The following is a 22,340-nucleotide window of genomic DNA, read 5'->3' as shown; positions in this document are numbered from 1 at the left end:
TCATGTCCGAAGAGGCTTGGATGAGCAAACAGACCCGCATCGCGCTCGACGTCCGGGATGTCGAGCAGTTGTTCTCGACCTTCGATCCCTCGCCTTTCCACGAATTCAGCCTCAATGCGACCGCCGCCCAGTACATCGCGTCGCAGGCCTGGTACGCGCCGCGACGCGGAACTTTCGTGATCGTCCTCAGCATCCGCGGCGAGCCTGCGCCGGTACGCCAGGTCGCCAAGCTGGAGGAGGTGGTGAGGGTTCATTTCAACCGGATGGCCAACGGCGAGCACCAGAACCTCCGCCAGCTCATCCGCACCGGCCTCATCTCGCTTGCCATCGGCCTGTGCGTCCTCGCCTTCTGCACAGTTCTGTCGCGCGCCGTCGACAATTCCGCTCTCCCGGGGGGCTGGCGCGAGGGGCTGCGCGACGGCATTTCCGTTTTCGGTTGGGTGGCAAACTGGCGTCCGGCGCAAATCCTCTTCTACGACTGGTGGCCGGTGCGCCGCACCCGTAACCTATACCGCCGGCTGGCAACCGCGACTGTCGAGGCCGGATATCCTGGCGAGCGGACGGCCGCGGCAGACGAGGTCGCGCCTCTCGACACCATGCCGATCGCGGCCGACCGGATCTAGACTGTCAATTGGCGCCGGTCAGACGGATCGCTGCCGGACCCATGATGACGACGAACAGACAGGGCAGGAAGAAGACGATCATCGGCACGGTGAGCTTGGGCGGCAGGGATGCCGCCTTCTTCTCGGCCTCCGACATGCGCATGTCGCGGTTTTCCTGCGCCATCACGCGCAGCGTGTTGGCCAGTGGCGTGCCGTAGCGCTCGGCCTGGATGAGCGCCATCGTGACGGCCCTGACACCGTCGAGATCGGTGCGCTTGGCGAGGTTCTCATAGGCCATGCGACGGTCCTGCAGGTAGCTCAGTTCGGCCGTCGTAAGGGTAAGCTCCTCCGCCAGCGCGATCGACTGGGTTCCCACCTCGACGCTGACCCGCTTGAACGCCATCTCGATCGACATGCCGCTCTCGACGCAGATCAGCAGGAGGTCGAGGGAATCGGGGAAGGCCCGGCGGATCGAGGTTTTGCGATGCTCGATCTTGTTCTTGAGATAGAGCATCGGCAGTTGCAGGCCGATATAGGCCGCAAAGAACGTGAGCAGGATGCGCACGATGGCCGGCTGGCCGAGGTCATTGACGGCAAAGAGATAGACCAGCGCCGCCAGCGCCGTCACGATCGGCACGATCAGGCGAAACAGCAGGAAGACAATATAGGGCGCCTGGCCGCGATAGCCGGCCTGGATGAGCTTGTCGCGCGCCTCTTCCTGTGCGAGGTGCTTGCCGAGCTGCAGGCGGTCGACGATGAACTTCACCCAGGCCTTCGGCGTGCGCCGCACCGTGACGCGGTCGCCATTGGCCAGCCTCGCCCGCTCGCGCTCGCGGATCTTGTTGCGCTCCACCGACACGGCCTTCATGCGGCGGCCGAGATTGTCGCCCGCCAGAAGCGGCATGGCGAAGGTCAGGACCGTGGCGCAGACCGCAATAGCGATCAGCGCCTGGATCATGAAATCGGGATCGTGGAGCTTCTCGATGATGAGCTTCAGCATGGTGTCCGTCGCCCCATCAGAAATCGAAATTGATCATCTTGCGCATGACCATCACGCCCGTGAACATCCAGAACAGGCAGGCGGCCATCAGCAGCCGACCCATGTCGGTGGTCCACAGCAGCGAGATGTATTGCGGCGTCGACAGGTAGACGAAGAACATCACCGCCGGAGGAAGGCAGGCGATGATCGCCGCCGAAGACTTGGCTTCCTGCGACAGCGCGACGATCTTCGCCTTCATCTTCTTGCGGTCACGCAGCACCTTGGCGAGGTTGCCGAGGGTCTCTGACAGATTGCCACCGGCCTTCTGCTGGATCGACACGACGATGCAGAAGAAGTTCGCCTCGGCGACAGGCATGCGGTCGAACAGCTTCATCACCGCCTCATGCAGCGGAATGCCAAGCGTCGTCTGTTCGATGATATGGCGGAATTCGGTGCGGACCGGCTCCTGGGACTCGGTCGCGACGATGCGGATGCAGTCGCCGAGCGGCAGACCAGCCTTGACGCCGCGGACGATGACGTCGACGGCATTGGCGAGTTCGTTGAGGAAGGCCGTCATGCGGCGCTTCTTCAGGTGGTTCAGGATCCATTGCGGCACGCCGAGGCCGAAGACGACGACCGCCGCGAGAATGGCCAATGGCGGCATGCCCATGACCAGGGTGGCGAGGCCGGCGCCGATCGCGAGGGCGCCGGAGATGATGTAGAACTGGCGAAGCGTCCAGGTGAGCCCGGCCTGGGCGATCCGGACCTGGAGCGGAGGCTTTGAGGACTTCTGCTGCTTGCGCTCGATCTCCTTCAGCGTGTCCTCGATGCTGACGCGCTTGGCGGAGGCTTCCTCGACCTTGGTGCGCACCGGCCGCGGGGTGATCTGCGCCACCGCCTCGCGGCGCTGCTCGGCTTTCACCTCGCCGGAGAGAAGCGGATAAATCAGCGCATAGGCAAGGCCGCCGGCACAGATGATGGCGAGGCCGATGATGGCGAGTGTGTCGAGTTCCGGCATGGGCTCACCTCATCGGCTCGCCGACTTCCGCCGCATCCAGTGCGGCGGCCAGGCGCTTGTCCTCGTTGTAGTAGCGGGCACGGTCCCAGAATTTCGGCCGGCCGATGCCCGTCGAGCGATGGCGGCCGACGATCTTGCCGTCCTCGTCCTCGCCGACCATCTCGTAGACGAAAAGGTCCTGGGTGATGGGCGTTTCGCCTTCCAGACCCAGCACTTCGGTGATGTGAGTGATGCGACGCGAGCCGTCACGCAGACGGGCGGCCTGAACGATGATGTCGACGGAACCGACGATGATCTCGCGCACGGTCTTGGCCGGCAGCGAAAAGCCGCCCATGGCGATCATCGATTCCATGCGCGACAGGCACTCGCGCGGCGAGTTGGCGTGGATGGTGCCCATCGAGCCGTCATGGCCCGTGTTCATCGCCTGCAACAGGTCGAAGACCTCGGGTCCGCGAACCTCGCCGACGATGATGCGTTCGGGGCGCATACGCAGGCAGTTCTTGACGAGGTCGGTCATGGTGACGCGGCCCTCGCCCTCAAGGTTCGGCGGGCGCGTTTCGAGGCGGACGACATGCGGCTGCTGCAGCTGCAGTTCGGCCGCGTCCTCACAGGTGATGATGCGCTCGTCGGAATCGATGTAGCGTGTGAGGCAGTTGAGCAGCGTCGTCTTGCCGGAGCCGGTGCCGCCGGACACGACGACGTTGCAGCGGACACGGCCGATGATCCTGAGGATCTCGGCACCCTCGGGCGAGATCGAGCCATATTTGACGAGCTGCTCGAGGGTCAGCTTGTCCTTCTTGAACTTGCGGATGGTGAGGGCCGCGCCGTCGATCGCCAGCGGTGGCGCGATGACATTGACGCGGGAGCCATCGGGCAGGCGGGCGTCGCAGATCGGCGAGGATTCGTCGACGCGACGGCCGACCTGGCTGACGATGCGCTGGCAGATATTCATCAGCTGCGCCGCGTCTCGGAAGCGGACGCCCGTCTTGGAGATCTTGCCGGAGACTTCGATGTAGACGGTGTTCGGACCGTTGACCATGATGTCCGCGATGTCGTCGCGGGCCAGAAGCGGCTCAAGCGGCCCGTAGCCGAGGACGTCGTTGCAGATGTCCTCAAGCAGGTCCTCCTGCTCGGCGATCGACATCACGATGTTCTTGATCGTGATGATCTCGTTGACGATGTCGCGGATTTCCTCGCGCGCCGACTGGGCGTCGAGCTTGGCAAGCTGCGACAGATCAATGGCTTCGATCAGGGCACCGAAGACCTGGCTCTTGGTCTCGTAGAAGGAGGACGAGCGCTGGCGATCCTCGACCTGTGCCGCAACCGGCGCGATCGGCGGCGAGGCGATGGCGGCGCGCGGGGGCTCAGGCGCACGCGCCGCTGCGGGCGACGGAGCGCGTTCGAGCGTGCCAACGCCCGGCGGGGGTTGCCGTCCGATGCCAGATCCGGAATTGCCGCGCTTGCCGAACATGCTGCCTCAGATGATTGCGACCGACCCTCAGGCCTTCTTGCGGAACTGGGAGAGTTTCTCGAGGAGGGGCGACAGGGGGCCGAGAAGCCCGGGGCGCGCCCGCCTCGTGTCGTGACGACCGGTCAGCGCCAAGGCGAGATCGGTGAACTGCTGGGCGATCCGGTGACCCGGCTCCATTTCCGCGATCATCTGACCGTTGTTGGCGGCGGTGCCGAAGAGCTGCGGCTCGAAGGCAATCACGGCAATGGGTTCGGCTTCGAGTGCCTTGGCGAAGTCGGCTGGCTTGATCTCGGGGCGCTTGGCAAGGCCGGCCTGGTTGAGGATGTAGCGCGGCGGCGTGTCGTTCGGCCGCGAGGCGCGCAGGAGATCCATCAGGTTCTTGGCATTGCGCAAGTTGGCAAGGTCCGGAGCCGCGACAACGAGGATGTCGTCAGCCTGGATGAGGCAGCGGCGGGTCCAGCCGGTCCAGGTATGCGGCAGGTCCATGACGATGGAGGGTACTGTCGCCTTGAGGATGTCGAAAAGCGGATCGAAGGCCTCGGGGCCGAGATCGCTGACCCGCTCGAGGGTCGCCGGCGCGGCGAGCAACGATAGTTTGTCAGAGCAGCGCGACAGCAAGCGGTCGATGAAAGCGGTGTCGACACGGTCCGGCGAGAAGATCGCATCGGCGATGCCCTGCGGCGGATCCTGGTTGAAGTCGAGGCCGCCGGTGCCGAAGGCAAGATCCATGTCGGCGATGCAGGTATCGGTGCCGATGTCGCGCGAAATGGCCCAGGCGAGGTTGTGGGCGATGGTCGACGCACCGACACCGCCCTTAGCACCGATGACGGCGATGGTCCGCCCGACCGGCTTGGCACCCTCGTTCGCATAGAGACCCGACACGGTGCGGATCACGTCGAGGACGCCGGGCGCGCCGATGATGTACTCGCTGACGCCGCGGGCCATCAGCTCGCGGTAGAGAACGATGTCGTTGACCTGGCCGATGACGATGACCTTGGTCGTGGCATCACACACCTCGGCGAGCTCGTCGAGATGACCGATGATCTCGCCCTTGCGGCCAAGGGTCTCGAGAATGACGACGTTCGGGGTCGGCGCCGAGCGATAGGCCTCGACGGCACCCGGGGCGCCGCCCATCTGGACGCGCACATGGGCCTTGTCCATGCGCCGGTCCTCGGCCGCATCGGCAATGACGGAGGCGAGTTCCGGTGTTTCGCAGAAGGCCTGCAGCGAAATGCGCGGAACTGCGGCGATCTGCTCGCCGCCGCCGTCGGCAGTCTGGTTGGCTTCGTCTGTCACGGGCTCAGCCTCCGCCCTGCACGGCGCTCTTGATGTCGGTGAGCGGCTGGATGGGGGTATGAATGGTATGGGGCCCGGGTGCATCGCCGCGGCGGTAGCGGCCGATGACCGTCTGGCGACGGGCGGCATCGAGCCCGCCCTCGGCGCGTGGCTGCAGGAGGTCGTTGGGATTGGCGACGATGGCGGCCAGATTGTGCTGGGTGGCGCAACCGTGGTTCCAGTTCGGCCGGTTGAGCGCACTGACATTGCCCGGGCCGACGCCAAGGTCCTCCGGCCACTGGCCACACTGGGACGTGACATAGGCGCCCTGCGGTCCGACAACGATCGGATGGCGCATCCGATAGTCGTGCGGATAGGGGTCGTGCATCGTCGCGACCGATTTGCAGCCGCCGAGCGCAAGCGCCAGACCGACCAGGGTCAGCTTCGCAGTGGTGCCGAACGACATGGTCCTATCCTTCTTGATACACGCGCGGTCAGTCACGGATGAACCCCACCGGTCCGTTGAAGCGTCCACCGGCGGCCGGCGGCTGACCGGAGCCGTAGATGCGGTTGAGGCGGCCGATGAGGATTCCGGCCGGATCGGAAGCGTCCTGGAGATTGTCGTCGGGACGGGCGAGCTGGTTGGCCGAGGTCGGCCGTACGATATAGGGCGTGACCATGACGACGAGTTCGGTCTGGCCGCGCTGATAGTCGCGCGAGCGGAACAGGGCCCCGAGGACGGGCATGTTGAGAAGGCCCGGCGTGCCGGAGATGTTCTGGCGGGTCTGTTCCTGCAGCAGGCCGGCCATGACCATGGTGCCGCCGGACGGCAGTTCGATCGTGGTGTCGGCGCGGCGGGTGCGCAGGCCGCGGACGGTGACGTTGGAGAGCTGGACGGTGAGCTGGTTGTCGATCTCGCTGACCTCGACGCCGACACGCAGGCTGATGCGGCCTTCCGACAGGACAACAGGCGTGAAGGCGAGGCCGATACCGAAAGGCTTGAACTCGATGGTCACGTTGCCGGTCATGTCGCGGCCGGTCGGGACCGGGAATTCGCCACCGGCGAGAAACTTCGCCTGTTCGCCGGAAATGGCAGTCAGTGTCGGCTCGGCGAGGGTCCGCACGAGACCGTGCTCCTCAAAGGCCTGGATCGTGCTGTTGAAGACATTGTTGCCGACCCGGGTGCCGATAACGGCGGTGTTGGACGGGGCGGTTCCGGTGGCGTTGTAGCGGCCGGCGGTGAGCAGGCCGTAGACGAAGCCGCCGGCATTGCCGAGGTTGCCCGACGCCCCCGTCAGGGTGGATGTCGGATCAAAGGCGGCAAGATTGACGCCGAGCTGCTTGATGGCGGTGCGCTGGACTTCCGAGACGGTGACCTTGAGGTGGACCTGATCGCGGCCGCGGATGGAAATGGCGTTGACCACCTTCTTCTCGTCGCCGACCAGCTTGGTGGCGATATCGATGGCCTGCTGCGCCTCGAGCGGCGTCATGACCTGGCCGGACACGACGACGGCATCGGCGACCGAGCGCACCTCGATACCGGCATGAGGCAGCGCTGAACGCAGGGTCTGGCGCAGGCCGACGAGGTCGCGGCCGACCTCGATGTCGTAGGAGGCGATCTGGCGCCCCTCGGCATCGAGGAAGAAGACATTGGTCTGCCCGACCGCCACGCCGATCAGGAAAGCGCGGCGGGCGGAACGCACGACGGCATTGGCGATGGCCGGATTGGCGACGATCACGTCACGGGCGTCGCGCGGCAGCTCGACAGGCAGTGACTTGCCGACGCCGAGCGTGATGGTGTTGCTGGCGGCGGGGCGCTGCTGGCGCTGCACGGTGCTCTGCTGCGCGACCGCGGGAGGCACCGCGAGCCCCAGGATGGCAAGGGAGGCCAGTGCGAAAGCCAGGTGACGGCCGGACATCATCGTGCAGCGCAACCGGGCGAACATGAGGGCCTCTTTCAGAACGGTGGGCGTGGGACGGCGCTGCGTCATCATTCCGGTCCCTGGCTGCCGACGACGGAGCGCACGCCGTGGCGGACAATGGCGATGCGGCCCTCCTGGCCGAACAGCGCATCGCCAGTGCCGGCGCCTTCGCCTGCCAGGTTGGAAACGGACGCGTCGGCAAGGCTGCGCAGCGACAGGGACAGGGTCCCCAGTTCGCGGGCGAGGGCGAGGGTCTCGGCCTGGGGCGGGGTGAGTTCGAGCGTCGCCGTGCGGCCGACGATCGTCTTTTCGCCGCCACGCTCCTCGACCGTCTGGTCGACAGCGAGAACCCGTACATTGCGAAGGACGGTGGCTGTGGTGTGAGTCAGGCCCTCGGCCGTGGCGGCCGCGTTGCTGTTGCGGCGGGCGAGGATGACGTCGACGCGGTCGTTCGGCAGGATGAAGGCTCCGGCGCCGCGGGAGGGGTCGTCGATCGGGGCGGCGATCGCGCGCATGCCGGGGGTGAGGATCGCCGACATGAAGCCGCGATTGCCCTTCACCAGCCGGTTGGGCCGGATGGGCTCGCCCGGGACGAAGGTGGTCCGCACGATGGAACCAATGACCTCGTCGAGGGCGGCGGCGCCGCTGTCGCCCGTGCGGCGGACGACGAAGCTGCCGGTCCCGGCCTCTTCGGGCCAACGGCGCCAGGTGACGTCGTTGGGCAGGATGATCTTGCCGAGCGGCAGGTCGGCATTGGCGACCAGGACCTCGACGGTCGGGATCTGCGGCGCGGGCGCAGCGGCCTGCTGCGGCGCCGGGACGGCCGTCTGGCGGCTCCCCATCATCATCGCCGCAAGACCGCCCGCTCCGAGCGCCACGGCGATGACCACGATCTGTGCAGGCTTCAAACGCATCCCACGAACCCTCGGCGCGACCAGGCGCAACTCGCCTCGTCTCGAACCGGATTCGATCAGGGAAAGGTCAACTTATGGTTAACTGCCGGTGAGCAAATTGACTTAACGATCGATGACCTGCCCCAAGGTCACCGATTTTTAGCGCAGGGCGGCGGTCATCCAGAAGCTCTGGGGATAGAGCATGAGGCCCGCAGCGGCCAGAGCGATCCCATAGGGGATGCCGGTCTTGGCATCGGTCATGCGGGCATACCAGCCTTCGCGCAGCAGGAAAGGGGGATGGAGGGGCGCCCCTCGCAGGACGAGGAGCCCGATGGTCAGGAGGCCTCCGAACAGCGAGGCGTAGACCGCGTAATCCAGAAGCTGGCTCCAGCCGAGCCAGAGTGCCGTAGAGGCTGCGAGCTTGGCGTCGCCACCGCCCATCCAGCCGAGGGCGAAGCAGACAAAACAGATGCTCAGGACGAGGAATCCGGCCGCCAGGTGCATGCCGATGGCGGGCCAGCTCATACCGGTGAGGAAGGCCAGCACCAGGAACCCCGCCACCAGGATCAGCGAGACACGGTTCGAGATTGTCATGGTGAAGAGGTCACTGGCCGCCGCAAAGGCCATCATCGCCGGGAAGATGAGAAGAATGGCGAACTCGAACATGGCATCCCTTCCGGTCAGGTCATGATCCGACGATAGGACAGGCCCGGTTTCAGGACAGTGAATGAACGAGGCCGATCAGGCCGGTCGTGATGGCGACGAGCAGGACGGCGATCACCATGCGGGTGTCGCGGCGTGACTCTTGACGCAGGGTGCCGAAGGCGTTCCTGTCGAGGGCGTTCCGATGGTCCGGTCGGCTGGTCGCGGCGTGTCCCGTCAGGACGTGCATGGATCGGACTTTCGGAAAACCGATGGCCCGCCGGGGGGCGGGCCATCGTATTGGCGAAGAGGCGCTGCGATCACTTCAGGTTGTTGTTGATGCCGACGAAAGTGGTGTTGACCTTGCTGCCGAGGTTGTAGACGGCGGTGATGACGACGGCGGCGATGCCGGCGGCGATCAGGCCGTATTCGATGGCGGTGGCGCCCGAATTGTCACGGGCGAAACGCGCGAAGAGGTTCTTCATGGCTGACTCCTAGATGTCCACGACGCGCCGGAAGCGCGCTGTTCGCCCGTCAAGTTGCGATGAACGGTTCGAACTGACTGGACCCTATCGAGAAGCCCTTGCCCCTTCGTTAAGTCAAAGCTTCGCAAAATTTCAATCGAAGCATGCATCACAGTTCAGTTAAAATCGTATTGAGGATCAGTTTCATTCGCATTACTCCGCTTAATTCTTATGTTTAGTTTAGTTAATATTTTATTTTTTGGATTTCTATCAACGTTTTTAATATTTTGACTGCGGAAATCCCGCATCATTTTGCGATGCTGACACGAGGCAGCTTTCAAAAAGACAACGCCGGCCCGCCACTCATCTGTGGAGGGCCGGCGTTCAGGCCGCCGGAAGTATGGCGTGAGACTGTTATTTCAGGTTGTTGTTGATGCCGACGAAAGTGTCGTTGACCTTGCTGCCGAGGTTGTAGACGGCGGTGATGACGACGGCAGCGATACCGGCGGCGATCAGGCCGTATTCGATAGCGGTGGCGCCCGAGTTGTCACGGGCGAAGCGAGCGAAGAGGTTCTTCATGGCTGACTCCTGGTTGTCCACGATGCGCCGAAAGAGCGCTGTTCGCCGGTCAAGTTGTTATGATCCGTTCGAACTGCGCTCACGTTAGCGACCACCCGTTGCCGCATCGTTAAATCCAAATCGTCAATACATGAATTTCCGTAACGTATTTTATGTGGTTAAATAGTCATTTAATCGGAATATAAAATAAATTTTCGGCTAATTCATAGCGAAAATTATAATATTTACATAGATTTGTTTATTTTTTCACGAGTTGAACGTTTTTATTGACGTTTTACATAAGTATCTCGCATGATAAGCTCCCGCGACTCCTGGACAACCGACTTTCATTGTTTTTTCGCCGCCGGTGAATCGCAACCGCAGCCGTGGATACGACAAGAAACAGGTCGCAGGACATTTGGGCAGACCCGGCGCGGCAGGGGCACGGTGCACTGCGACAGTTCGGCGTCCGGGCCATTGGCAATTCGTTCACCATTTTCTGTTTTTCTGCAGGAACACGTTGGACCGCCCCGAACGAGAGCTTCGATGAAAACGATGGTCAGGCTCACCGACTCGATCCCTCTTTACGCGCGCAGCGTCGTGATGGCGGCTGCGGCCCTGATGGTACTGATCCCCGCTGGGACCGCGCGGGCAGCGGAAACCCCGCTCGCCGGTGCCCTCTCCGCGGATCTTGCCGGCGTCGTTGCACAGGGCATGACCGTAACGATGGATCAGGCGCGCGTGCTCCGCCTGCCGGCCAATGTATCGACCCTCGTCATCGGCAATCCGCTGATCGCCGACGCCTCCGTTCAGCGCGGCGGCTTGATGGTTCTGACCGGCAAGAGCGTCGGCGCGACCAATCTCATCGCCCTTGACGGGCGCGGCGAACCGCTTCTGACCATTCAGATTCGCGTGCGCGTGCAGCATGACTCGGTGGTTCAGGTCTATCGCGGCGTCGATCGCGAGACCTATTCCTGCGCGCCCACCTGCGAGCGGACCATCGCGGTCGGTGATTCCAAGGCGTTCTTTGAAACGGCGCTTGGCAATGCGCGGACGCGCGACGGGGCGGCCTCGGCCGGGGGCGCCGCGCCGCGCTGACGCGGCAAGGCGATTGGTCGCACCTTCGCGACAAAGTCCGTCGGTCAGGGCAAGGGTTCATCAACAGGTTTCCGCTAAGACAGGCTTCCGGGGACGTCCATTCGGCGTCCAGGACCCTTGGAGGTTGGGGCATGTCTGCTGCGTGGGAAAGCTCTCGGCGCGTCGGGTCGCGCTATTCCGGCTTCCGGGGGATGCTGCGCGCCGCGATGACAAAGCCGCGCATCGTGCGCCGGTTCCAGCGCGACAAGGACGGCGTCGCAGCGGTGGAATTCGCCCTCGTTGCCGGTCCGTTCCTGTTCCTGCTCTTCGCCATCATCGAACTGGCGATGGTGTTCTTTGCCGGCCAGGTCCTGGAAACCGCTACGTCCAATGCATCGCGCCTCATCATGACTGGTCAGGCACAGTCCCAGAACTTCAATCAGGCCGCGTTCAAGAACGAGATCTGCAACAAGACCAATGCTCTGATGAACTGTGCGGGGATTGCAGTGGACGTCCGCACCTACACGAATTTCGGGAGCGGCGGCACGAGCTCGCCCGTCAGTGGCGGGGCGGTCAACTATGCCGGCATGACCTATTCCCAGGGCAACGGCGGCGACATCGTGGTGGTTCGGGCCGTCTATGAATGGCCCGTGCTGATGCCGACCTTCGGCCTGACCGTGGGCAATCTGTCCAACGGCAAGCGCCTGCTGATGGCGACGGCCGCCTTCCGCAACGAGCCGTTCTGAGAGGAGCCGACATGAGCGCCGTCACGTCCCTCCGCCGCGCCCGCGCCATGATCCGGCGCGCGGTCCGCGCCGTGAGCACCCTGCGCCGCGACAGCCGGGGGGTCTCGGCCGTCGAGTTCGCCCTCGTCCTGCCATTGATGGTGACCCTGTTCCTCGCCACGGTGGAGACCACCCAGGGGCTGCAGGCCGACCGCAAGGTCTCGCTCGCCTCGCGCGCCCTCTCTGACCTGGCGTCCCAGGCAACCGTGATCTCGAACACGGAGATGAGCAACATCATGGATGCGACGGCGGATATCATCGCTCCCTTCGCCATCGCCAATGCGCAGATCATCGTGACCGGAATCCAGACCGATATTCTCGGCGTGTCGCGGGCCGTGTGGAGCGATGCACGCAACGCCTCACGCTATACCTGCGGCCAGACGATGACCGTCCCCGCCGAGCTGAAACCGGCCATCGGCACGACCGGGTTCCTTGTCCTCGCTGAGGTGAAATACACCTATACGCCGACGGTGGCCTATCTCATCTCGGGCTCGATCCTTCTCTCCGACCGGCTCTATACCCGTCCACGCATCGGCGAGTCGGTGAGCCGGGCGCCAAGCCAGGGCGCCGGCTGCATCTGACCTACCAGCCTTCTGAATCGCGGACCGGCGGCGGCAGACCGAGCCGTGTCGCCATGGCGGCGGCCGCGGCGGCGGCAGTGGCGAAAGTTGCCTGCAGCAGATAGCCGCCGGTGGGCGCCTCCCAGTCGAGCATCTCGCCGGCGACGAAGATGCCGGGCAGGCGCGCAAGCTCGAACCCCTCCCGCAGCGCATCGAAACGCACCCCGCCCGCCGTCGAGATCGCCCGATCGAGCGGCCGCACGCCCGTCACCGGCAGGGCGACGTCCTTGATCCGGGCGGCGAGCGCGACGGGATCGCGCGGCAGCGGGCCGCCCGCCGCTTCGCGCAGCAGCGCGACCGCCTGGGCGCTGAGGGAGAGCGACTTTCGCAAGGTCGCGGACAGCGAATCCTTCGGTCGCGCGCCGGCGAGACGCCGGGCGATCGCAGCGCCGTCGAGGTCCGGCTTGAGGTCGAGGCAAAGCCTTGCCGAACCCTGCGCCGCGAGGCTCTCGCGGATGACGGCCGACAGCGCGTAGATCGCCCCCCCTTCGAGCCCCTGCGCGGTGATCATCACCTCGCCGTGTGCGCTGCGGCCATCGATGTGGAGGGCGACGGACTTGAGCGGCTGACCGGCGAAGCGCCGGGCGAAATCCGCCGTCCATGCCATTTCGATGCCCATATTGGACGGGCGCAGGGCGGTGAGCGCGATGCCGCGCGCCTCCAGCAGCGACGTCCAGCTGCCATCCGAGCCCATGCGCGGCCAGCTGGCGCCGCCGAGCGCCAGAAGTGCCGCATCGCAGGGCATGTCGACCCGCCCCTGCGGCCCTTCGAAGGTGAGGCCGCCCGCCGCTGCAATCCCGACGAGGCGATGGCGCATCACCAGGCTGACGCCAAGGCGGGCGAGACGCGCGAGCCAGGCGCGCACGAGCGGCGAGGCCTTGAAGGCCTGGGGGAAGACGCGCCCGGAGGTACCGACGAAGGTGTGCTCCCCGAGCCCGGCCGCCCAGGCGCGCAGGGCCGACGGCGGAAAAGCGTCCAGCGCCGCCGCCAGATGTGGCGGCAGGGTCGCGTAGCGGGCGCGAAAGGCCGCGCGCGGCTCGGAATGGGTGAGGTTGAGGCCGCCGCGGCCAGCGAGGAGCAGCTTGCGGGCAGGTGACGGCATCCGGTCACAGACCGTCACCACCGCTCCCGCTGCTGCCAGACGCTCGGCAGCAAAGAGCCCGGCCGGACCGGCCCCGACGACGATGACGGCTGGCGGCCGGGTCATTCGCCGCAATGGGCCGCCACAGCCGCCCGCTGCGCGGCATCGAGCCGCAGCCCGAGCTTGGAGCGGCGCCACAGCACGTCGTCGGCGGTCAGGGCCCATTCCTCGCGCCTGAGATAGGCGATCTCGGCCTCGGTGAGACCGGCGCCGAAGTCGCGACCGAGATCGGTCATCGCGGTTGCGCCCGCGAGGATGACCGCGGCCCGGGTCCCGTACGCCGCGGCGAGACGGGTGGCGACCTGGGGATCGAGGAAGGGATGGGAACGGCGCAGGCTCTCGGCAAGGCTGACCGGCGCATCGGGGGCGATGTCGCCGCCGGGCAGTGCGGCCTTCGCCGTCCAGCCGATACCCCCGCCCAGCGCCGGCAGGTCGGCGACAAGTTCGTCAAGGGCGCTGATCGCCAGCCGGCGATAGGTCGTGATCTTGCCGCCGAAAATGGAGAGAAGCGGCGGGACCGCGCCGCCGCCGTCCTTGTGCAGCACGTAGTCGCGCGTCGCCTCCTGGGCGGCGCTGGCGCCGTCGTCATAGAGCGGGCGGACGCCGGAATAGGTCCAGACGACGTCCGCCGGCGTCACCGGATCGCGGAAATACTCACTCGCCGCCGCACAGAGATAGGCGATCTCGGCCGCGCTGGCGGTCACCGCCGCGGGGTCGCCGCCATAGTCCTGGTCGGTCGTGCCGATCAGGGTGAAGTCGCGCTCATAGGGGATGGCGAAGACGATGCGGGCATCGGCGTTCTGGAAGATATAGGCCCGGTCGTGATCGAAGAGCTTGGGCACGACGATGTGCGAGCCCTGGACCAACCGGACCCGCGCCGGCGTGGGTGCCTTCGCGACCCCGGTGAGGAAGCTCTCGACCCAGGGGCCGGCGGCATTGACCAGTGCCCTGGCCGAGACCGTTTCGGTGGCACCGCTGATCCGGTCTATGAGCGTGACATGCCAGAGACCGTCCACCCGTGTCGCCGCGACGGCCCGCGTCCGCGTGCGGATGACGGCGCCACGATCGGCGGCGTCGCGGGCGTTGAGGACGACGAGGCGCGAATCGTCGACGCGGCAGTCGGAATATTCGAAGGCCTTGCCAAAGCCGGCCTTCAGGGGCTTGCCGGCAGCGTCAGTCGCCAGGTCGAGCGTGCGGGTCGCCCACAGACGCTTGCGGCCGCCGAGATGGTCGTAGAGGAACAGGCCGAGGCGCAGCAGCCAGGCCGGCCGCAGGCCCGCGTGATGCGGCAGAACGAAGCGCAGTGGCCGGATGATGTGCGGCGCGATGCCCCAGAGCACCTCGCGCTCGATCAGGGCCTCCCGCACCAGGCGGAACTCGTAGTGCTCAAGGTAGCGCAGGCCGCCGTGAATCAACTTGGTCGACCAGGATGAGGTGGCGCTGGCGAGATCGTCCTGCTCGACCAGCATGACGGAGACGCCGCGGCCGGCGGCATCGCGCGCGATGCCGGCTCCGTTGATTCCTCCGCCGACCACCAGAAGGTCGACCGTCGTCCCGGACATGCTATTCCCCAAGTGCCGCGTCAGCCCTCCGTCTGACGCCTTTTGGCTTCCGCCGCAAGGCTGCACGGTGGCACAGTGGACCCAATCCGGCAGCGGCCGAGCCGCGCCTTGCATGAGGAAACGCGCATGCCCTCCGACCGGCACCCGCCCGTGATCGTCGCGATCGACCAGGGCACCACGTCCTCCCGTGCCATCGTCTTCAGCCAGCGGCTGGAGGTGGTCGCCGTCGCCCAGCGGGAGTTCACCCAGCACTTCCCTGCCTCGGGCTGGGTCGAGCACGATCCGGAGGAGATCTGGTCCGGCGTGGTTGAGACGACGCGCGAGGCGCTGGCGAAGGCTGGCGTCACCGCCGCCGCCGTCGCCGGCATCGGCATCACCAACCAGCGGGAGACCGTCGTGGTCTGGGACCGGGCCACTGGCGAGCCGATCCATCGCGCCATCGTCTGGCAGGACCGGCGCACGGCGGCTGTCTGCGCCCGCCTCCGCGGCGAAGGCCACGAGGCGCTGGTGCAGGCCCGCTCCGGCCTCGTCATCGATCCCTATTTTTCCGGCACCAAGCTCGCCTGGATCCTTGACCATGTCCCTGGCGCGCGGGGGCGGGCGGAACGCGGCGAACTCGCCTTCGGCACCATCGATTCCTTCCTGCTCTGGCGGCTGACCGGCGGCACGGTTCACGCGACGGATGCGACCAACGCCGCGCGCACCATGCTGTTCGACATCCACCGCGGCGTCTGGGACGCCGATCTTTGCCGGCTTCTGGACGTGCCGATGGCCCTGCTGCCGACGGTGATGGACTGCGCCGCCGCCTTCGGCACGACGGAGCCCGGCCTGTTCGGCGGCGCCATCGCCATCGGCGGCATGGCCGGCGACCAGCAGGCGGCGACGGTCGGCCAGGCCTGTTTCGCACCGGGCATGATGAAGTCCACCTACGGCACCGGCTGCTTCGCCCTGCTCAATACGGGCACCGAGGCCGTCGTCTCCCGCAACAAGCTGCTCACCACCATTGCCTATCAGCTCGACGGCCGGCGCACCTATGCGCTCGAGGGCTCCATCTTCGTCGCGGGGGCGGCGGTGCAATGGCTGCGCGACGGACTGGGACTCGTCAGGTTGGCCGGCGAGACGGGGGCGCTCGCCGCTGCCTCCGATCCAAATCAGGAGGTCATCCTCGTCCCGGCTTTCGTCGGCCTCGGCGCGCCCTATTGGGACGCCGATTGCCGCGGTGCCATCTTCGGCCTGACACGGGCGACCGGCCCGAAGGAAATGGCGCGGGCGGCCCTTGAGAGCGTCTGTTTCCAGACCGCCGACCTGCTCGGCGCCATGAAGGCGGACTGGCCGGGCGCGTGCGCCTCGGGCACGGTGCTGCGCGTCGACGGCGGCATGGTCGCCTCCGACTGGACCATGCAGCGCCTCGCCGATCTACTCGACGCGCCGGTCGACCGGCCGAAGATACCTGAGACGACGGCACTCGGCGCCGCCTATCTGGCCGGCCTGTCCCGGAGTGTCTGTCCGCCGCCCACCGACTTCGCCCGCAGCTGGGCCCTGGAGCGTCGCTTCACGCCCGCCATGGATGCAACGGTCCGGCAGGACAAGCTCGCCCGTTGGAAGGATGCCGTGGCGCGCACGCTAACGCGGCGGTGACGGGCCACGCCGCGCCTCAGCTGAGATCGAAGGGGACCACTTTGCGCCGGTCGGTCGGCACGCGAATCTCGCGGTCGATGGGCGGGACCGCCCGCTGGTGGCAGTTGGTACGCTCGCAGATCCGGCAGGAGACGCCGATCTTGGCGACATTGGCCTCGGCCTTCAGGTCGATTCCCTCGGAATAGACGATCTCGCCAGCATAGGAGATCTCGCAGCCAAGACCGAAGGCGTAGCGCCTGACCGGCGCCCGCCAATGGGCGGCGCCCTTGGTGACGGCGCGGGCGAGCGAGAGATAGCGCGTACCGTCGGGCATCTCGGCGACCTGGACGAAGGTGCGCCCCGCCTGTTCGAAGGCCTCGTGGACGTTCCAGAGCGGACAGGCGCCACCGAACCGCGCGAACTGGAAGCGCGTCGCGGAATGGCGCTTGATGACATTGCCGGCGCGGTCGACCTTGACGAAGTAGAAGGGGATGCCGCGCTGGCCGGCGCGCTGCAGCGTCGACAGGCGATGGCAGACCTGTTCGAGGCTCGCCCCGAACATGCGGCCGAGCCAGTCGAGATCGTGGCGCGTCTCCTTGGCGGCGGCGAGGAAGCGGCGATAGGGCAGCAGCAGCGCCCCGGCGAAGTAATTTGCGAGCGCGACGCGCCCGATATCCGCCGCGGCGCGGGAGCGGAAACCCGATGCCGAGACGATCGCGGACATGGTGTCCGCCTGTTCCAGCCGGGCGATGCGGTTGGCGAGCAGGAAGGCCCGCGTGGAGGGATCGAGCGAGCCGTCGAGGGCGACGACATTGGGGCCCGCCTCATAGCGCTCGAGGGTATCGTCCCCGAGACTGGCATTGGCGTCGACATTGAGCCCATGGCGGGCGGCGAGATAGCCGGCGAGCACCTGCAAGCGGTCGCTGGCGGCGGCGAGCCCGAGCCGCTCCGCGAGGTCCTCGGCGGCTCGGTCGAGATCATCGACATAATTGTCGACGTAGTGGAAATAGTCCCGCACTTCCTCATAGGGCAGCAGGGCGCCGGCCGTCTCCACCCCCGACGGCGGCAGGATCGGCGTGTCCCCGGCCGCCTGCAGGCGTTCGCCAAGCCGCCGTGCGGTCTGGTGCATCCTCAGGAAGGCCCGCGCGAAGGCGGGACTGTCGGAAGCGACGCGCTTGAGATCCTGCAGGCTGGGCGTGGTATCGGCGAGAAGGGGGTCGGCGGCAGCCTCGCGCAGGTCGGTGACGAGGCGGTCGGTGTCGTCGGTAGCGAAGGTCGCGAGGTCGACGCCGAAGGTCTGGCCGAGCGCGACGAGGACACTCGCCGTCACCGGCCGCTGGTTGTTCTCGATCTGGTTGAGATAGCTGACGGACAGGCCGAGCCGCTGGGAGAAGGCGGTTTGCGTGAGGCGGGTCTCCTCGCGCAATCTGCGCAGCGCCGGACCGACAAAGACTTTCCGCGACATGAGCCCACCCGGGAGGACTGATCTTTCGGCTTAGCCTAAACCACATTGGCCATTAGGTGTAGATGCAAAAATTTTGCAATTTCGCAGCATGACGTTTCGCATTTTGACGCCGGCAAACCCGGTGCTAGCGTCTGTCCCAAGCAAGATCGGAACAACCGACGCGCCAGATGGCACTTGGAGGAACCGAACATGACTGCCGAAAGCTCCGACCGCGACCCCCTGCCGTTCGCCGTGCGCCACGCCTTCCCCATCGTCGCCGAGACGGTCGAGGCGCTGGTCCGCGCCAGCCATCCCGGCGCCCTGGCGACTGATCCGGGCAAGGCGAGCCTGGTCATCGCCACCCTCGCCGATCTCGACGGCCTCGACCTCGCCGAGGGGACGCGCGTCGTCGTCCTCATCGACCACGCCGACCGGCGGCCGGTCCAGGAGGCCCGCGCCCGCGGCGCCGTGGCGGCCATTCCGCTGGATCTTCCCGCCGACCATCTGCGCGCCGCCCTGGCGAGCGTCCTGTCTGCCCGCTCGTGGTGGCCGGTCGTGACCGCCGTGGACCCCGACGGCGACCTGTCGTCGTCGCGCAAGCTCGACGCCCTGTCGGGCCAGCAGTTCAAGGTGCTCGACCTGATGAGCCGCGGCCGGCTCAACAAGCAGATCGCCTATGACCTCGGGATCTCCGAGGGCACGGTCAAGTCGCATGTCTCCTCGATCCTGAGGAAGCTCGGCGTGGAGCGCCGCACCCAGGCGATCGCCACTTTCATCACCGCTCACGAAGCCAGTGCGCGGATGCCGGTGCGTGGCGTGCCGGACGGCGCCGCCACCCATCTGTCGCGCGCCACCCACGCGGCGCGCTGAAACACTCCGCAGCATCCCTCATAGATTGCCGCACGCCGCTGCCCTAGGGTGGCGGCGTTCACCCGTCTGAATCATCAGGGATCGCCATGTTCGCTGCGTCACCACGGGTCGCCCCTTCAAAGATCGCTGCCGCCGCGATCATCCTCGCCGCATCGACGGCCAGCCTCGCCGCCCAGGACTATCGCGGATGGTCCTGTCGCGATCTCTGGATGGAGCGCAACCAGATCTACAAGGATGCCGGCTATTGCTTCTCCACGCCGCGCGCCATCCGCACCTTCGGCAATGCCGGCTGCGTCTATGACCGGCAGGGTGACGTGCCGCTGTCGAACACCCAGCGCCGCATCATCCAGGCCATCGTCCGGGCGGAACGGTTCAACGGCTGCACAGACTGACGGCCGTGGCTGTCTCGCGGCGCACCGTCCTCGGCGCTGTGCTGGCGCCGGTCATCCTGCCGCGTCCTGCAGCTGCGGAAGCGGGCCTTGCCCGCCTCGTCGCCGCCTATCCGGACCATCTCGCCGGGCTGGACGGCGACGTCCTCGTCTGGACCGACGGCACGCGCATGGAAACCGGGGCGGGCCGCCCGGAGCGGCCTTTCGACGTCATGCTGCGCGACGCGACCCTTGCCGACCAGTTGCGCCAGGCCTATCCGGCCGGCCCTCCGGCGGGGCCGCCCGGCCGAAACCACAGCCCGGGCCGGATCCGAAGCACCGCCTTCTTCGTCAAGATGTATGGCGACTGCCGAAGGGGCGGCGCAGGCAGACGCCACCGCACCGTCACCTGGATGCCGCAGACGCGGCCCCAGCCCCTGCCGGTGACCATGGATAACGACGTCGCGACGCGGCTGGAGCGCGTCATCGCCGAACTCGAGCGCCTGCCTGACCGGCTGAAGGCTTATCTCGTCCCATCAGCCGGCACGTTCAACTGCCGGACCGTGGCCGATACCGGGCTCCTCAGCATGCATGCCTATGCCGCGGCCGTCGACATCGCCGTCGCCCATTCCGACTACTGGTCCTGGGCACGGGCACGCGGCGACATCCGCTATCGCAACCGCATTCCCTTCGCGATCGCCGAGGTCTTCGAGGCGCAGCGCTTCATCTGGGGCGGTAAATGGTATCATTACGACACCATGCATTTCGAATATCGGCCGGAACTGATCGACGGGGCCTAACGCTCCCAGGCCATCTTGCCGCCATAGGCCATCATGACGAGACCCGTTCCCATGGCGAGCACGCGTCCCGTGGCGCCGGGTCGGCGGGCGAAGGGCAGGGTCCGGAGCGCCACGCCGAGAACGACATAGTAGAGGGTCGACATGGCGATCATCACGCCGACGCCGGCGAGACCGATCGCCAGCGGCTGCTCGGCGAGGCGTGTCACCGCGAAGAGCGAAGAGACGAATACGAGGCTCTTCGGGTTGCCGAGGGCGGTGGCGAGGCCGGTGAGGAAGGCCCGCCGCGGCGTCAGCATCGCCGCAGGCTCGCGCGCGGTGTCCGGTGACGGGGCGAGGTTTCGCCGGATCAGTCCGAAGCCCATCCAGGCGAGATAGAGCCCGCCGGCGACCTTCACCGCCTTGGCGGCGGCGGGAAAGAGCTCGAACAGCCAGAACAGGCCGAAGAGCCCGGCGAGCCCCCAGAGGAACGTGCCTAGCACGATGGCGGCCGCCACGGCAAGGATGGACGCGGCCGGCGAGGACAGGCCCACCGCCATGAACAGGATCATGTTCGGGCCGGGCGTCAGGACGGCGACGAGCCAGAGGCCGGCAAGGGCGAGGAGGGTATCGGCGGGCGACATGGTGTCCGTTGCCTGGGCATTTCGCGCGGCACCCTATCCGTCATGGTCGGGCTTGTCCCGGGCAGGGCGACAAGGCGGCGTTCAGCCCGCGATCCCATCCATGCGGATGGGCAGGCCCGCGGCCTGCATGTGGCGCTTCACCTCTCCGATGGTGAAGGTACCGAAATGGAAGACCGAAGCGGCGAGAACGCCGGTGGCGCCGCCCCTGGCGACGCCGTCGACGAAATGATCGAGCGTGCCGACACCGCCCGAGGCGATGACCGGCACCGGCACCGCATCGGCGACGGCGCGGGTGAGCATGAGGTCGAAGCCCGACTTGGTCCCGTCGCGGTCCATCGACGTGAGGAGGATCTCGCCCGCCCCCAGCGCCACCACCTCGCGGGCATAGGCCACCGCGTCGATGCCGGTCGGCTTGCGGCCGCCATGGGTGAAGATCTCCCAGCGCTCCGCTTCGCCCGCTGCAGACACACGCTTGGCGTCGATGGCCACAACGATGCACTGGTTGCCGAACTTGTCGGCGGCGCGGCCGACAAAGGCGCGGTCGTTCACCGCCGCGGTGTTGATCGACACCTTGTCGGCACCGGAGACGAGCAGCGCGCGGATGTCCTCGACGGTCCGGACCCCACCGCCGACGGTCAGCGGCATGAAACAGGCTTCCGCCGTGCGCGTTACCACGTCGAACATGGTGCGGCGGTCGTCGGAACTCGCGGTGATGTCGAGAAAGGTGAGTTCATCGGCGCCGGCCGCGTCATAGGCCCTGGCGGCCTCGACGGGATCGCCGGCATCGATGAGGTCGACGAACTGGACGCCCTTGACGACCCGGCCGTCCTTGACGTCGAGGCAGGGGATGATGCGGACCTTGAAGCTCATGCGGCGCGCGCTCCGCGGATCAGGGCCATGGCTTCGGCGGGATCGAGCCGGCCGTCATAGAGCGCCTTGCCGGTGATGGCGCCCGCAAGCCTCGCGGCGCGCGGCGTGATCAACTGGCGCACGTCGTCGAGGGAGGCGAGGCCGCCGGAGGCGATGACGGGGATGGCGACGGCCTCGGCCAGCGCGACCGTGCCGTCCCAGTCGATGCCGGTCAGCATGCCGTCGCGGGCGATGTTGGTGTAGACAATGGCGGCGACGCCGGCATCCTCGAAGCGGCGGGCGAGATCATGGGCGGCGAGCGTCGAGGTCTCGGCCCAGCCCTCCACCGCGACCCAGCCGTCGCGGGCATCGATGCCCACCGCCACCTGCCCGGCAAAGGCCTTGGCGGCTGTCCTGACGAAATCAGGATCTCGTACCGCAGCTGTGCCGATGATGACCCGGGAGACGCCCTTGGCCAGCCAGCCCTCGACCGTCTTCATGTCGCGGATGCCGCCGCCGAGCTGGACCGGGAAGGCGGTCGCCGCGCGGATGGCCTCCACCGCCGCCGCATTGACCGGCTTGCCGGCAAAGGCGCCGTCGAGATCGACGACGTGGAGATAATCGAAGCCCTGGGCCTCGAAGGCGCGGGCCTGGGCGGCGGGATCGTCGGCATAGATGGTGGCCTGGGCCATGTCGCCCTGGCGCAGGCGCACGCAGCGGCCGTCCTTCAGGTCGATGGCGGGGAAGAGCCTCATGATGGGGT

25 protein-coding genes are annotated in these 22,340 nt (G+C 66.8%); 8 read left to right on the top strand and 17 right to left on the bottom strand.

The features are described 5' to 3' along the window. Positions 1-20 precede the first annotated feature (20 nt). Positions 21-623 carry a hypothetical protein gene (locus tag Q0C57_RS12735; protein ID WP_296576803.1) on the top strand — a complete coding sequence of 201 codons (603 nt, stop codon included), beginning with the start codon at positions 21-23 and terminating at the stop codon, positions 621-623. A gap of 4 nt (positions 624-627) precedes the next feature. Here Q0C57_RS12735 and Q0C57_RS12730 read toward each other — a convergent pair whose 3' ends face one another. From Q0C57_RS12730 to Q0C57_RS12680, 11 genes are all read right to left on the bottom strand, one after another. Then, positions 628-1,602 (bottom strand): type II secretion system F family protein, encoded by a 975-nt coding sequence (locus Q0C57_RS12730; protein WP_296576802.1) that lies wholly within the window; start codon positions 1,600-1,602, stop codon positions 628-630. A 16-nt stretch (positions 1,603-1,618) separates the two neighbouring features. Then, the gene (locus Q0C57_RS12725) at positions 1,619-2,599 is read right to left on the bottom strand and encodes a type II secretion system F family protein (RefSeq protein ID WP_296576801.1); all 981 of its coding nucleotides are present in this window, start codon (positions 2,597-2,599) and stop codon (positions 1,619-1,621) included. A 4-nt stretch (positions 2,600-2,603) separates the two neighbouring features. Continuing rightward, positions 2,604-4,070: a CpaF family protein gene (locus Q0C57_RS12720; RefSeq protein WP_296576800.1), complete on the bottom strand. Its 1,467-nt coding sequence runs from the start codon at positions 4,068-4,070 to the stop codon at positions 2,604-2,606. 27 nt (positions 4,071-4,097) lie between these two features. Next, a complete protein-coding gene (locus Q0C57_RS12715) occupies positions 4,098-5,366 on the bottom strand; it encodes a P-loop NTPase (RefSeq protein WP_296576799.1) in 1,269 nt (422 codons plus the stop codon). 4 nt (positions 5,367-5,370) lie between these two features. Further along, the gene (locus tag Q0C57_RS12710) at positions 5,371-5,811 is read right to left on the bottom strand and encodes a CpaD family pilus assembly lipoprotein (RefSeq protein WP_296576798.1); all 441 of its coding nucleotides are present in this window, start codon (positions 5,809-5,811) and stop codon (positions 5,371-5,373) included. A 28-nt stretch (positions 5,812-5,839) separates the two neighbouring features. Next, on the bottom strand, positions 5,840-7,336 hold the full coding sequence (locus Q0C57_RS12705; RefSeq protein WP_296576797.1) for a type II and III secretion system protein family protein: 1,497 nt from the start codon (positions 7,334-7,336) through the stop codon (positions 5,840-5,842). After that, positions 7,336-8,181 carry a Flp pilus assembly protein CpaB gene (gene cpaB / locus Q0C57_RS12700; RefSeq protein ID WP_296576796.1) on the bottom strand — a complete coding sequence of 282 codons (846 nt, stop codon included), beginning with the start codon at positions 8,179-8,181 and terminating at the stop codon, positions 7,336-7,338. The genes Q0C57_RS12705 and cpaB overlap by 1 nt, the downstream gene beginning before the upstream one ends. Before the next feature lie 138 nt (positions 8,182-8,319). Beyond that, complete coding sequence (locus Q0C57_RS12695) at positions 8,320-8,826, bottom strand: prepilin peptidase (protein WP_296576795.1); 507 nt, start codon at positions 8,824-8,826, stop codon at positions 8,320-8,322. A gap of 49 nt (positions 8,827-8,875) precedes the next feature. After that, positions 8,876-9,052 (bottom strand): hypothetical protein, encoded by a 177-nt coding sequence (locus Q0C57_RS12690; protein WP_296576794.1) that lies wholly within the window; start codon positions 9,050-9,052, stop codon positions 8,876-8,878. A 70-nt stretch (positions 9,053-9,122) separates the two neighbouring features. Then, on the bottom strand, positions 9,123-9,287 hold the full coding sequence (locus Q0C57_RS12685) for a Flp family type IVb pilin (RefSeq protein WP_296576793.1): 165 nt from the start codon (positions 9,285-9,287) through the stop codon (positions 9,123-9,125). Between the two features lie 393 nt (positions 9,288-9,680). After that, positions 9,681-9,845, bottom strand: a complete 165-nt coding sequence (locus Q0C57_RS12680; RefSeq protein WP_296576792.1) for a Flp family type IVb pilin — start codon at positions 9,843-9,845, stop codon at positions 9,681-9,683. 291 nt (positions 9,846-10,136) lie between these two features. Here Q0C57_RS12680 and Q0C57_RS12675 point away from each other — a divergent pair, with 291 nt between their 5' ends. The 3 genes from Q0C57_RS12675 to Q0C57_RS12665 all read left to right on the top strand — a co-directional run bounded on the left by Q0C57_RS12675 (position 10,137) and on the right by Q0C57_RS12665 (position 12,267). After that, positions 10,137-10,922, top strand: a complete 786-nt coding sequence (locus tag Q0C57_RS12675) for a pilus assembly protein N-terminal domain-containing protein (RefSeq protein WP_296576791.1) — start codon at positions 10,137-10,139, stop codon at positions 10,920-10,922. 131 nt (positions 10,923-11,053) lie between these two features. Continuing rightward, entirely contained in the window at positions 11,054-11,647 is a 594-nt protein-coding gene (locus Q0C57_RS12670) for a TadE/TadG family type IV pilus assembly protein (RefSeq protein ID WP_366937828.1), read from the top strand. Positions 11,648-11,658: 11 nt separating this feature from the next. Then, positions 11,659-12,267, top strand: coding sequence for a TadE/TadG family type IV pilus assembly protein (locus Q0C57_RS12665; protein ID WP_296576790.1), 609 nt, complete (start codon positions 11,659-11,661; stop codon positions 12,265-12,267). 1 nt (position 12,268) lies between these two features. On the opposite strand, the gene Q0C57_RS12660 is transcribed toward Q0C57_RS12665, so the two are convergent. Together Q0C57_RS12660 and glpD are read right to left on the bottom strand one after the other, a co-directional pair. Continuing rightward, a complete protein-coding gene (locus Q0C57_RS12660) occupies positions 12,269-13,513 on the bottom strand; it encodes a TIGR03862 family flavoprotein (protein ID WP_296576789.1) in 1,245 nt (414 codons plus the stop codon). Then, positions 13,510-15,009 carry a glycerol-3-phosphate dehydrogenase gene (gene glpD, locus Q0C57_RS12655; protein WP_296576788.1) on the bottom strand — a complete coding sequence of 500 codons (1,500 nt, stop codon included), beginning with the start codon at positions 15,007-15,009 and terminating at the stop codon, positions 13,510-13,512. The genes Q0C57_RS12660 and glpD overlap by 4 nt, the downstream gene beginning before the upstream one ends. A 126-nt stretch (positions 15,010-15,135) precedes the next feature. On the opposite strand from glpD, the gene glpK reads away from it, so the two are divergent. Then, positions 15,136-16,647, top strand: coding sequence for a glycerol kinase GlpK (gene glpK / locus Q0C57_RS12650; protein ID WP_296576787.1), 1,512 nt, complete (start codon positions 15,136-15,138; stop codon positions 16,645-16,647). A gap of 16 nt (positions 16,648-16,663) precedes the next feature. On the opposite strand, the gene Q0C57_RS12645 is transcribed toward glpK, so the two are convergent. Beyond that, the gene (locus tag Q0C57_RS12645) at positions 16,664-18,091 is read right to left on the bottom strand and encodes a short-chain fatty acyl-CoA regulator family protein (protein WP_296576786.1); all 1,428 of its coding nucleotides are present in this window, start codon (positions 18,089-18,091) and stop codon (positions 16,664-16,666) included. Between the two features lie 189 nt (positions 18,092-18,280). On the opposite strand from Q0C57_RS12645, the gene Q0C57_RS12640 reads away from it, so the two are divergent. The 3 genes from Q0C57_RS12640 to Q0C57_RS12630 all read left to right on the top strand — a co-directional run bounded on the left by Q0C57_RS12640 (position 18,281) and on the right by Q0C57_RS12630 (position 20,108). Then, positions 18,281-18,940, top strand: coding sequence for a response regulator transcription factor (locus tag Q0C57_RS12640; RefSeq protein ID WP_296576785.1), 660 nt, complete (start codon positions 18,281-18,283; stop codon positions 18,938-18,940). An 86-nt stretch (positions 18,941-19,026) separates the two neighbouring features. Next, entirely contained in the window at positions 19,027-19,332 is a 306-nt protein-coding gene (locus Q0C57_RS12635) for a YARHG domain-containing protein (RefSeq protein ID WP_296576784.1), read from the top strand. Positions 19,333-19,337: 5 nt separating this feature from the next. Then, positions 19,338-20,108, top strand: a complete 771-nt coding sequence (locus Q0C57_RS12630) for a M15 family metallopeptidase (RefSeq protein ID WP_296576783.1) — start codon at positions 19,338-19,340, stop codon at positions 20,106-20,108. Here Q0C57_RS12630 and Q0C57_RS12625 read toward each other — a convergent pair. The 3 genes from Q0C57_RS12625 to hisA all read right to left on the bottom strand — a co-directional run bounded on the left by Q0C57_RS12625 (position 20,105) and on the right by hisA (position 22,332). After that, on the bottom strand, positions 20,105-20,728 hold the full coding sequence (locus Q0C57_RS12625) for a LysE family translocator (protein WP_296576782.1): 624 nt from the start codon (positions 20,726-20,728) through the stop codon (positions 20,105-20,107). The two genes, Q0C57_RS12630 and Q0C57_RS12625, sit on opposite strands and share 4 nt — an antisense overlap. Before the next feature lie 81 nt (positions 20,729-20,809). Continuing rightward, on the bottom strand, positions 20,810-21,598 hold the full coding sequence (hisF, locus tag Q0C57_RS12620) for an imidazole glycerol phosphate synthase subunit HisF (protein WP_296576781.1): 789 nt from the start codon (positions 21,596-21,598) through the stop codon (positions 20,810-20,812). Next, entirely contained in the window at positions 21,595-22,332 is a 738-nt protein-coding gene (gene hisA, locus Q0C57_RS12615; RefSeq protein ID WP_296576780.1) for a 1-(5-phosphoribosyl)-5-[(5-phosphoribosylamino)methylideneamino]imidazole-4-carboxamide isomerase, read from the bottom strand. Before hisA ends, hisF begins: the two co-directional genes overlap by 4 nt. Positions 22,333-22,340 lie beyond the last annotated feature (8 nt).

The sequence above is a fragment of the Phreatobacter sp. genome (assembly GCF_022843985.1).
Lineage (GTDB): Bacteria > Pseudomonadota > Alphaproteobacteria > Rhizobiales > Phreatobacteraceae > Phreatobacter.
This window is presented reverse-complemented; position numbering and strand designations above follow the sequence as displayed.

What these genes read in the sequence shown, in the direction of transcription:
- Q0C57_RS12735 (WP_296576803.1), top strand. Translation starts at nt 21, where the DNA reads ATGAGCAAACAGACCCGCATCGCGCTCGACGTCCGGGATGTCGAGCAG.
- Q0C57_RS12730 (WP_296576802.1), bottom strand. Translation starts at nt 1,602, where the DNA reads ATGCTGAAGCTCATCATCGAGAAGCTCCACGATCCCGATTTCATGATC.
- Q0C57_RS12725 (WP_296576801.1), bottom strand. Translation starts at nt 2,599, where the DNA reads ATGCCGGAACTCGACACACTCGCCATCATCGGCCTCGCCATCATCTGT.
- Q0C57_RS12720 (WP_296576800.1), bottom strand. Translation starts at nt 4,070, where the DNA reads ATGTTCGGCAAGCGCGGCAATTCCGGATCTGGCATCGGACGGCAACCC.
- Q0C57_RS12710 (WP_296576798.1), bottom strand. Translation starts at nt 5,811, where the DNA reads ATGTCGTTCGGCACCACTGCGAAGCTGACCCTGGTCGGTCTGGCGCTT.
- Q0C57_RS12705 (WP_296576797.1), bottom strand. Translation starts at nt 7,336, where the DNA reads ATGACGCAGCGCCGTCCCACGCCCACCGTTCTGAAAGAGGCCCTCATG.
- cpaB (WP_296576796.1), bottom strand. Translation starts at nt 8,181, where the DNA reads ATGCGTTTGAAGCCTGCACAGATCGTGGTCATCGCCGTGGCGCTCGGA.
- Q0C57_RS12695 (WP_296576795.1), bottom strand. Translation starts at nt 8,826, where the DNA reads ATGTTCGAGTTCGCCATTCTTCTCATCTTCCCGGCGATGATGGCCTTT.
- Q0C57_RS12690 (WP_296576794.1), bottom strand. Translation starts at nt 9,052, where the DNA reads ATGCACGTCCTGACGGGACACGCCGCGACCAGCCGACCGGACCATCGG.
- Q0C57_RS12685 (WP_296576793.1), bottom strand. Translation starts at nt 9,287, where the DNA reads ATGAAGAACCTCTTCGCGCGTTTCGCCCGTGACAATTCGGGCGCCACC.
- Q0C57_RS12680 (WP_296576792.1), bottom strand. Translation starts at nt 9,845, where the DNA reads ATGAAGAACCTCTTCGCTCGCTTCGCCCGTGACAACTCGGGCGCCACC.
- Q0C57_RS12675 (WP_296576791.1), top strand. Translation starts at nt 10,137, where the DNA reads ATGATAAGCTCCCGCGACTCCTGGACAACCGACTTTCATTGTTTTTTC.
- Q0C57_RS12670 (WP_366937828.1), top strand. Translation starts at nt 11,054, where the DNA reads ATGTCTGCTGCGTGGGAAAGCTCTCGGCGCGTCGGGTCGCGCTATTCC.
- Q0C57_RS12665 (WP_296576790.1), top strand. Translation starts at nt 11,659, where the DNA reads ATGAGCGCCGTCACGTCCCTCCGCCGCGCCCGCGCCATGATCCGGCGC.
- Q0C57_RS12660 (WP_296576789.1), bottom strand. Translation starts at nt 13,513, where the DNA reads ATGACCCGGCCGCCAGCCGTCATCGTCGTCGGGGCCGGTCCGGCCGGG.
- glpD (WP_296576788.1), bottom strand. Translation starts at nt 15,009, where the DNA reads ATGTCCGGGACGACGGTCGACCTTCTGGTGGTCGGCGGAGGAATCAAC.
- glpK (WP_296576787.1), top strand. Translation starts at nt 15,136, where the DNA reads ATGCCCTCCGACCGGCACCCGCCCGTGATCGTCGCGATCGACCAGGGC.
- Q0C57_RS12645 (WP_296576786.1), bottom strand. Translation starts at nt 18,091, where the DNA reads ATGTCGCGGAAAGTCTTTGTCGGTCCGGCGCTGCGCAGATTGCGCGAG.
- Q0C57_RS12640 (WP_296576785.1), top strand. Translation starts at nt 18,281, where the DNA reads ATGACTGCCGAAAGCTCCGACCGCGACCCCCTGCCGTTCGCCGTGCGC.
- Q0C57_RS12635 (WP_296576784.1), top strand. Translation starts at nt 19,027, where the DNA reads ATGTTCGCTGCGTCACCACGGGTCGCCCCTTCAAAGATCGCTGCCGCC.
- Q0C57_RS12625 (WP_296576782.1), bottom strand. Translation starts at nt 20,728, where the DNA reads ATGTCGCCCGCCGATACCCTCCTCGCCCTTGCCGGCCTCTGGCTCGTC.
- hisF (WP_296576781.1), bottom strand. Translation starts at nt 21,598, where the DNA reads ATGAGCTTCAAGGTCCGCATCATCCCCTGCCTCGACGTCAAGGACGGC.
- hisA (WP_296576780.1), bottom strand. Translation starts at nt 22,332, where the DNA reads ATGAGGCTCTTCCCCGCCATCGACCTGAAGGACGGCCGCTGCGTGCGC.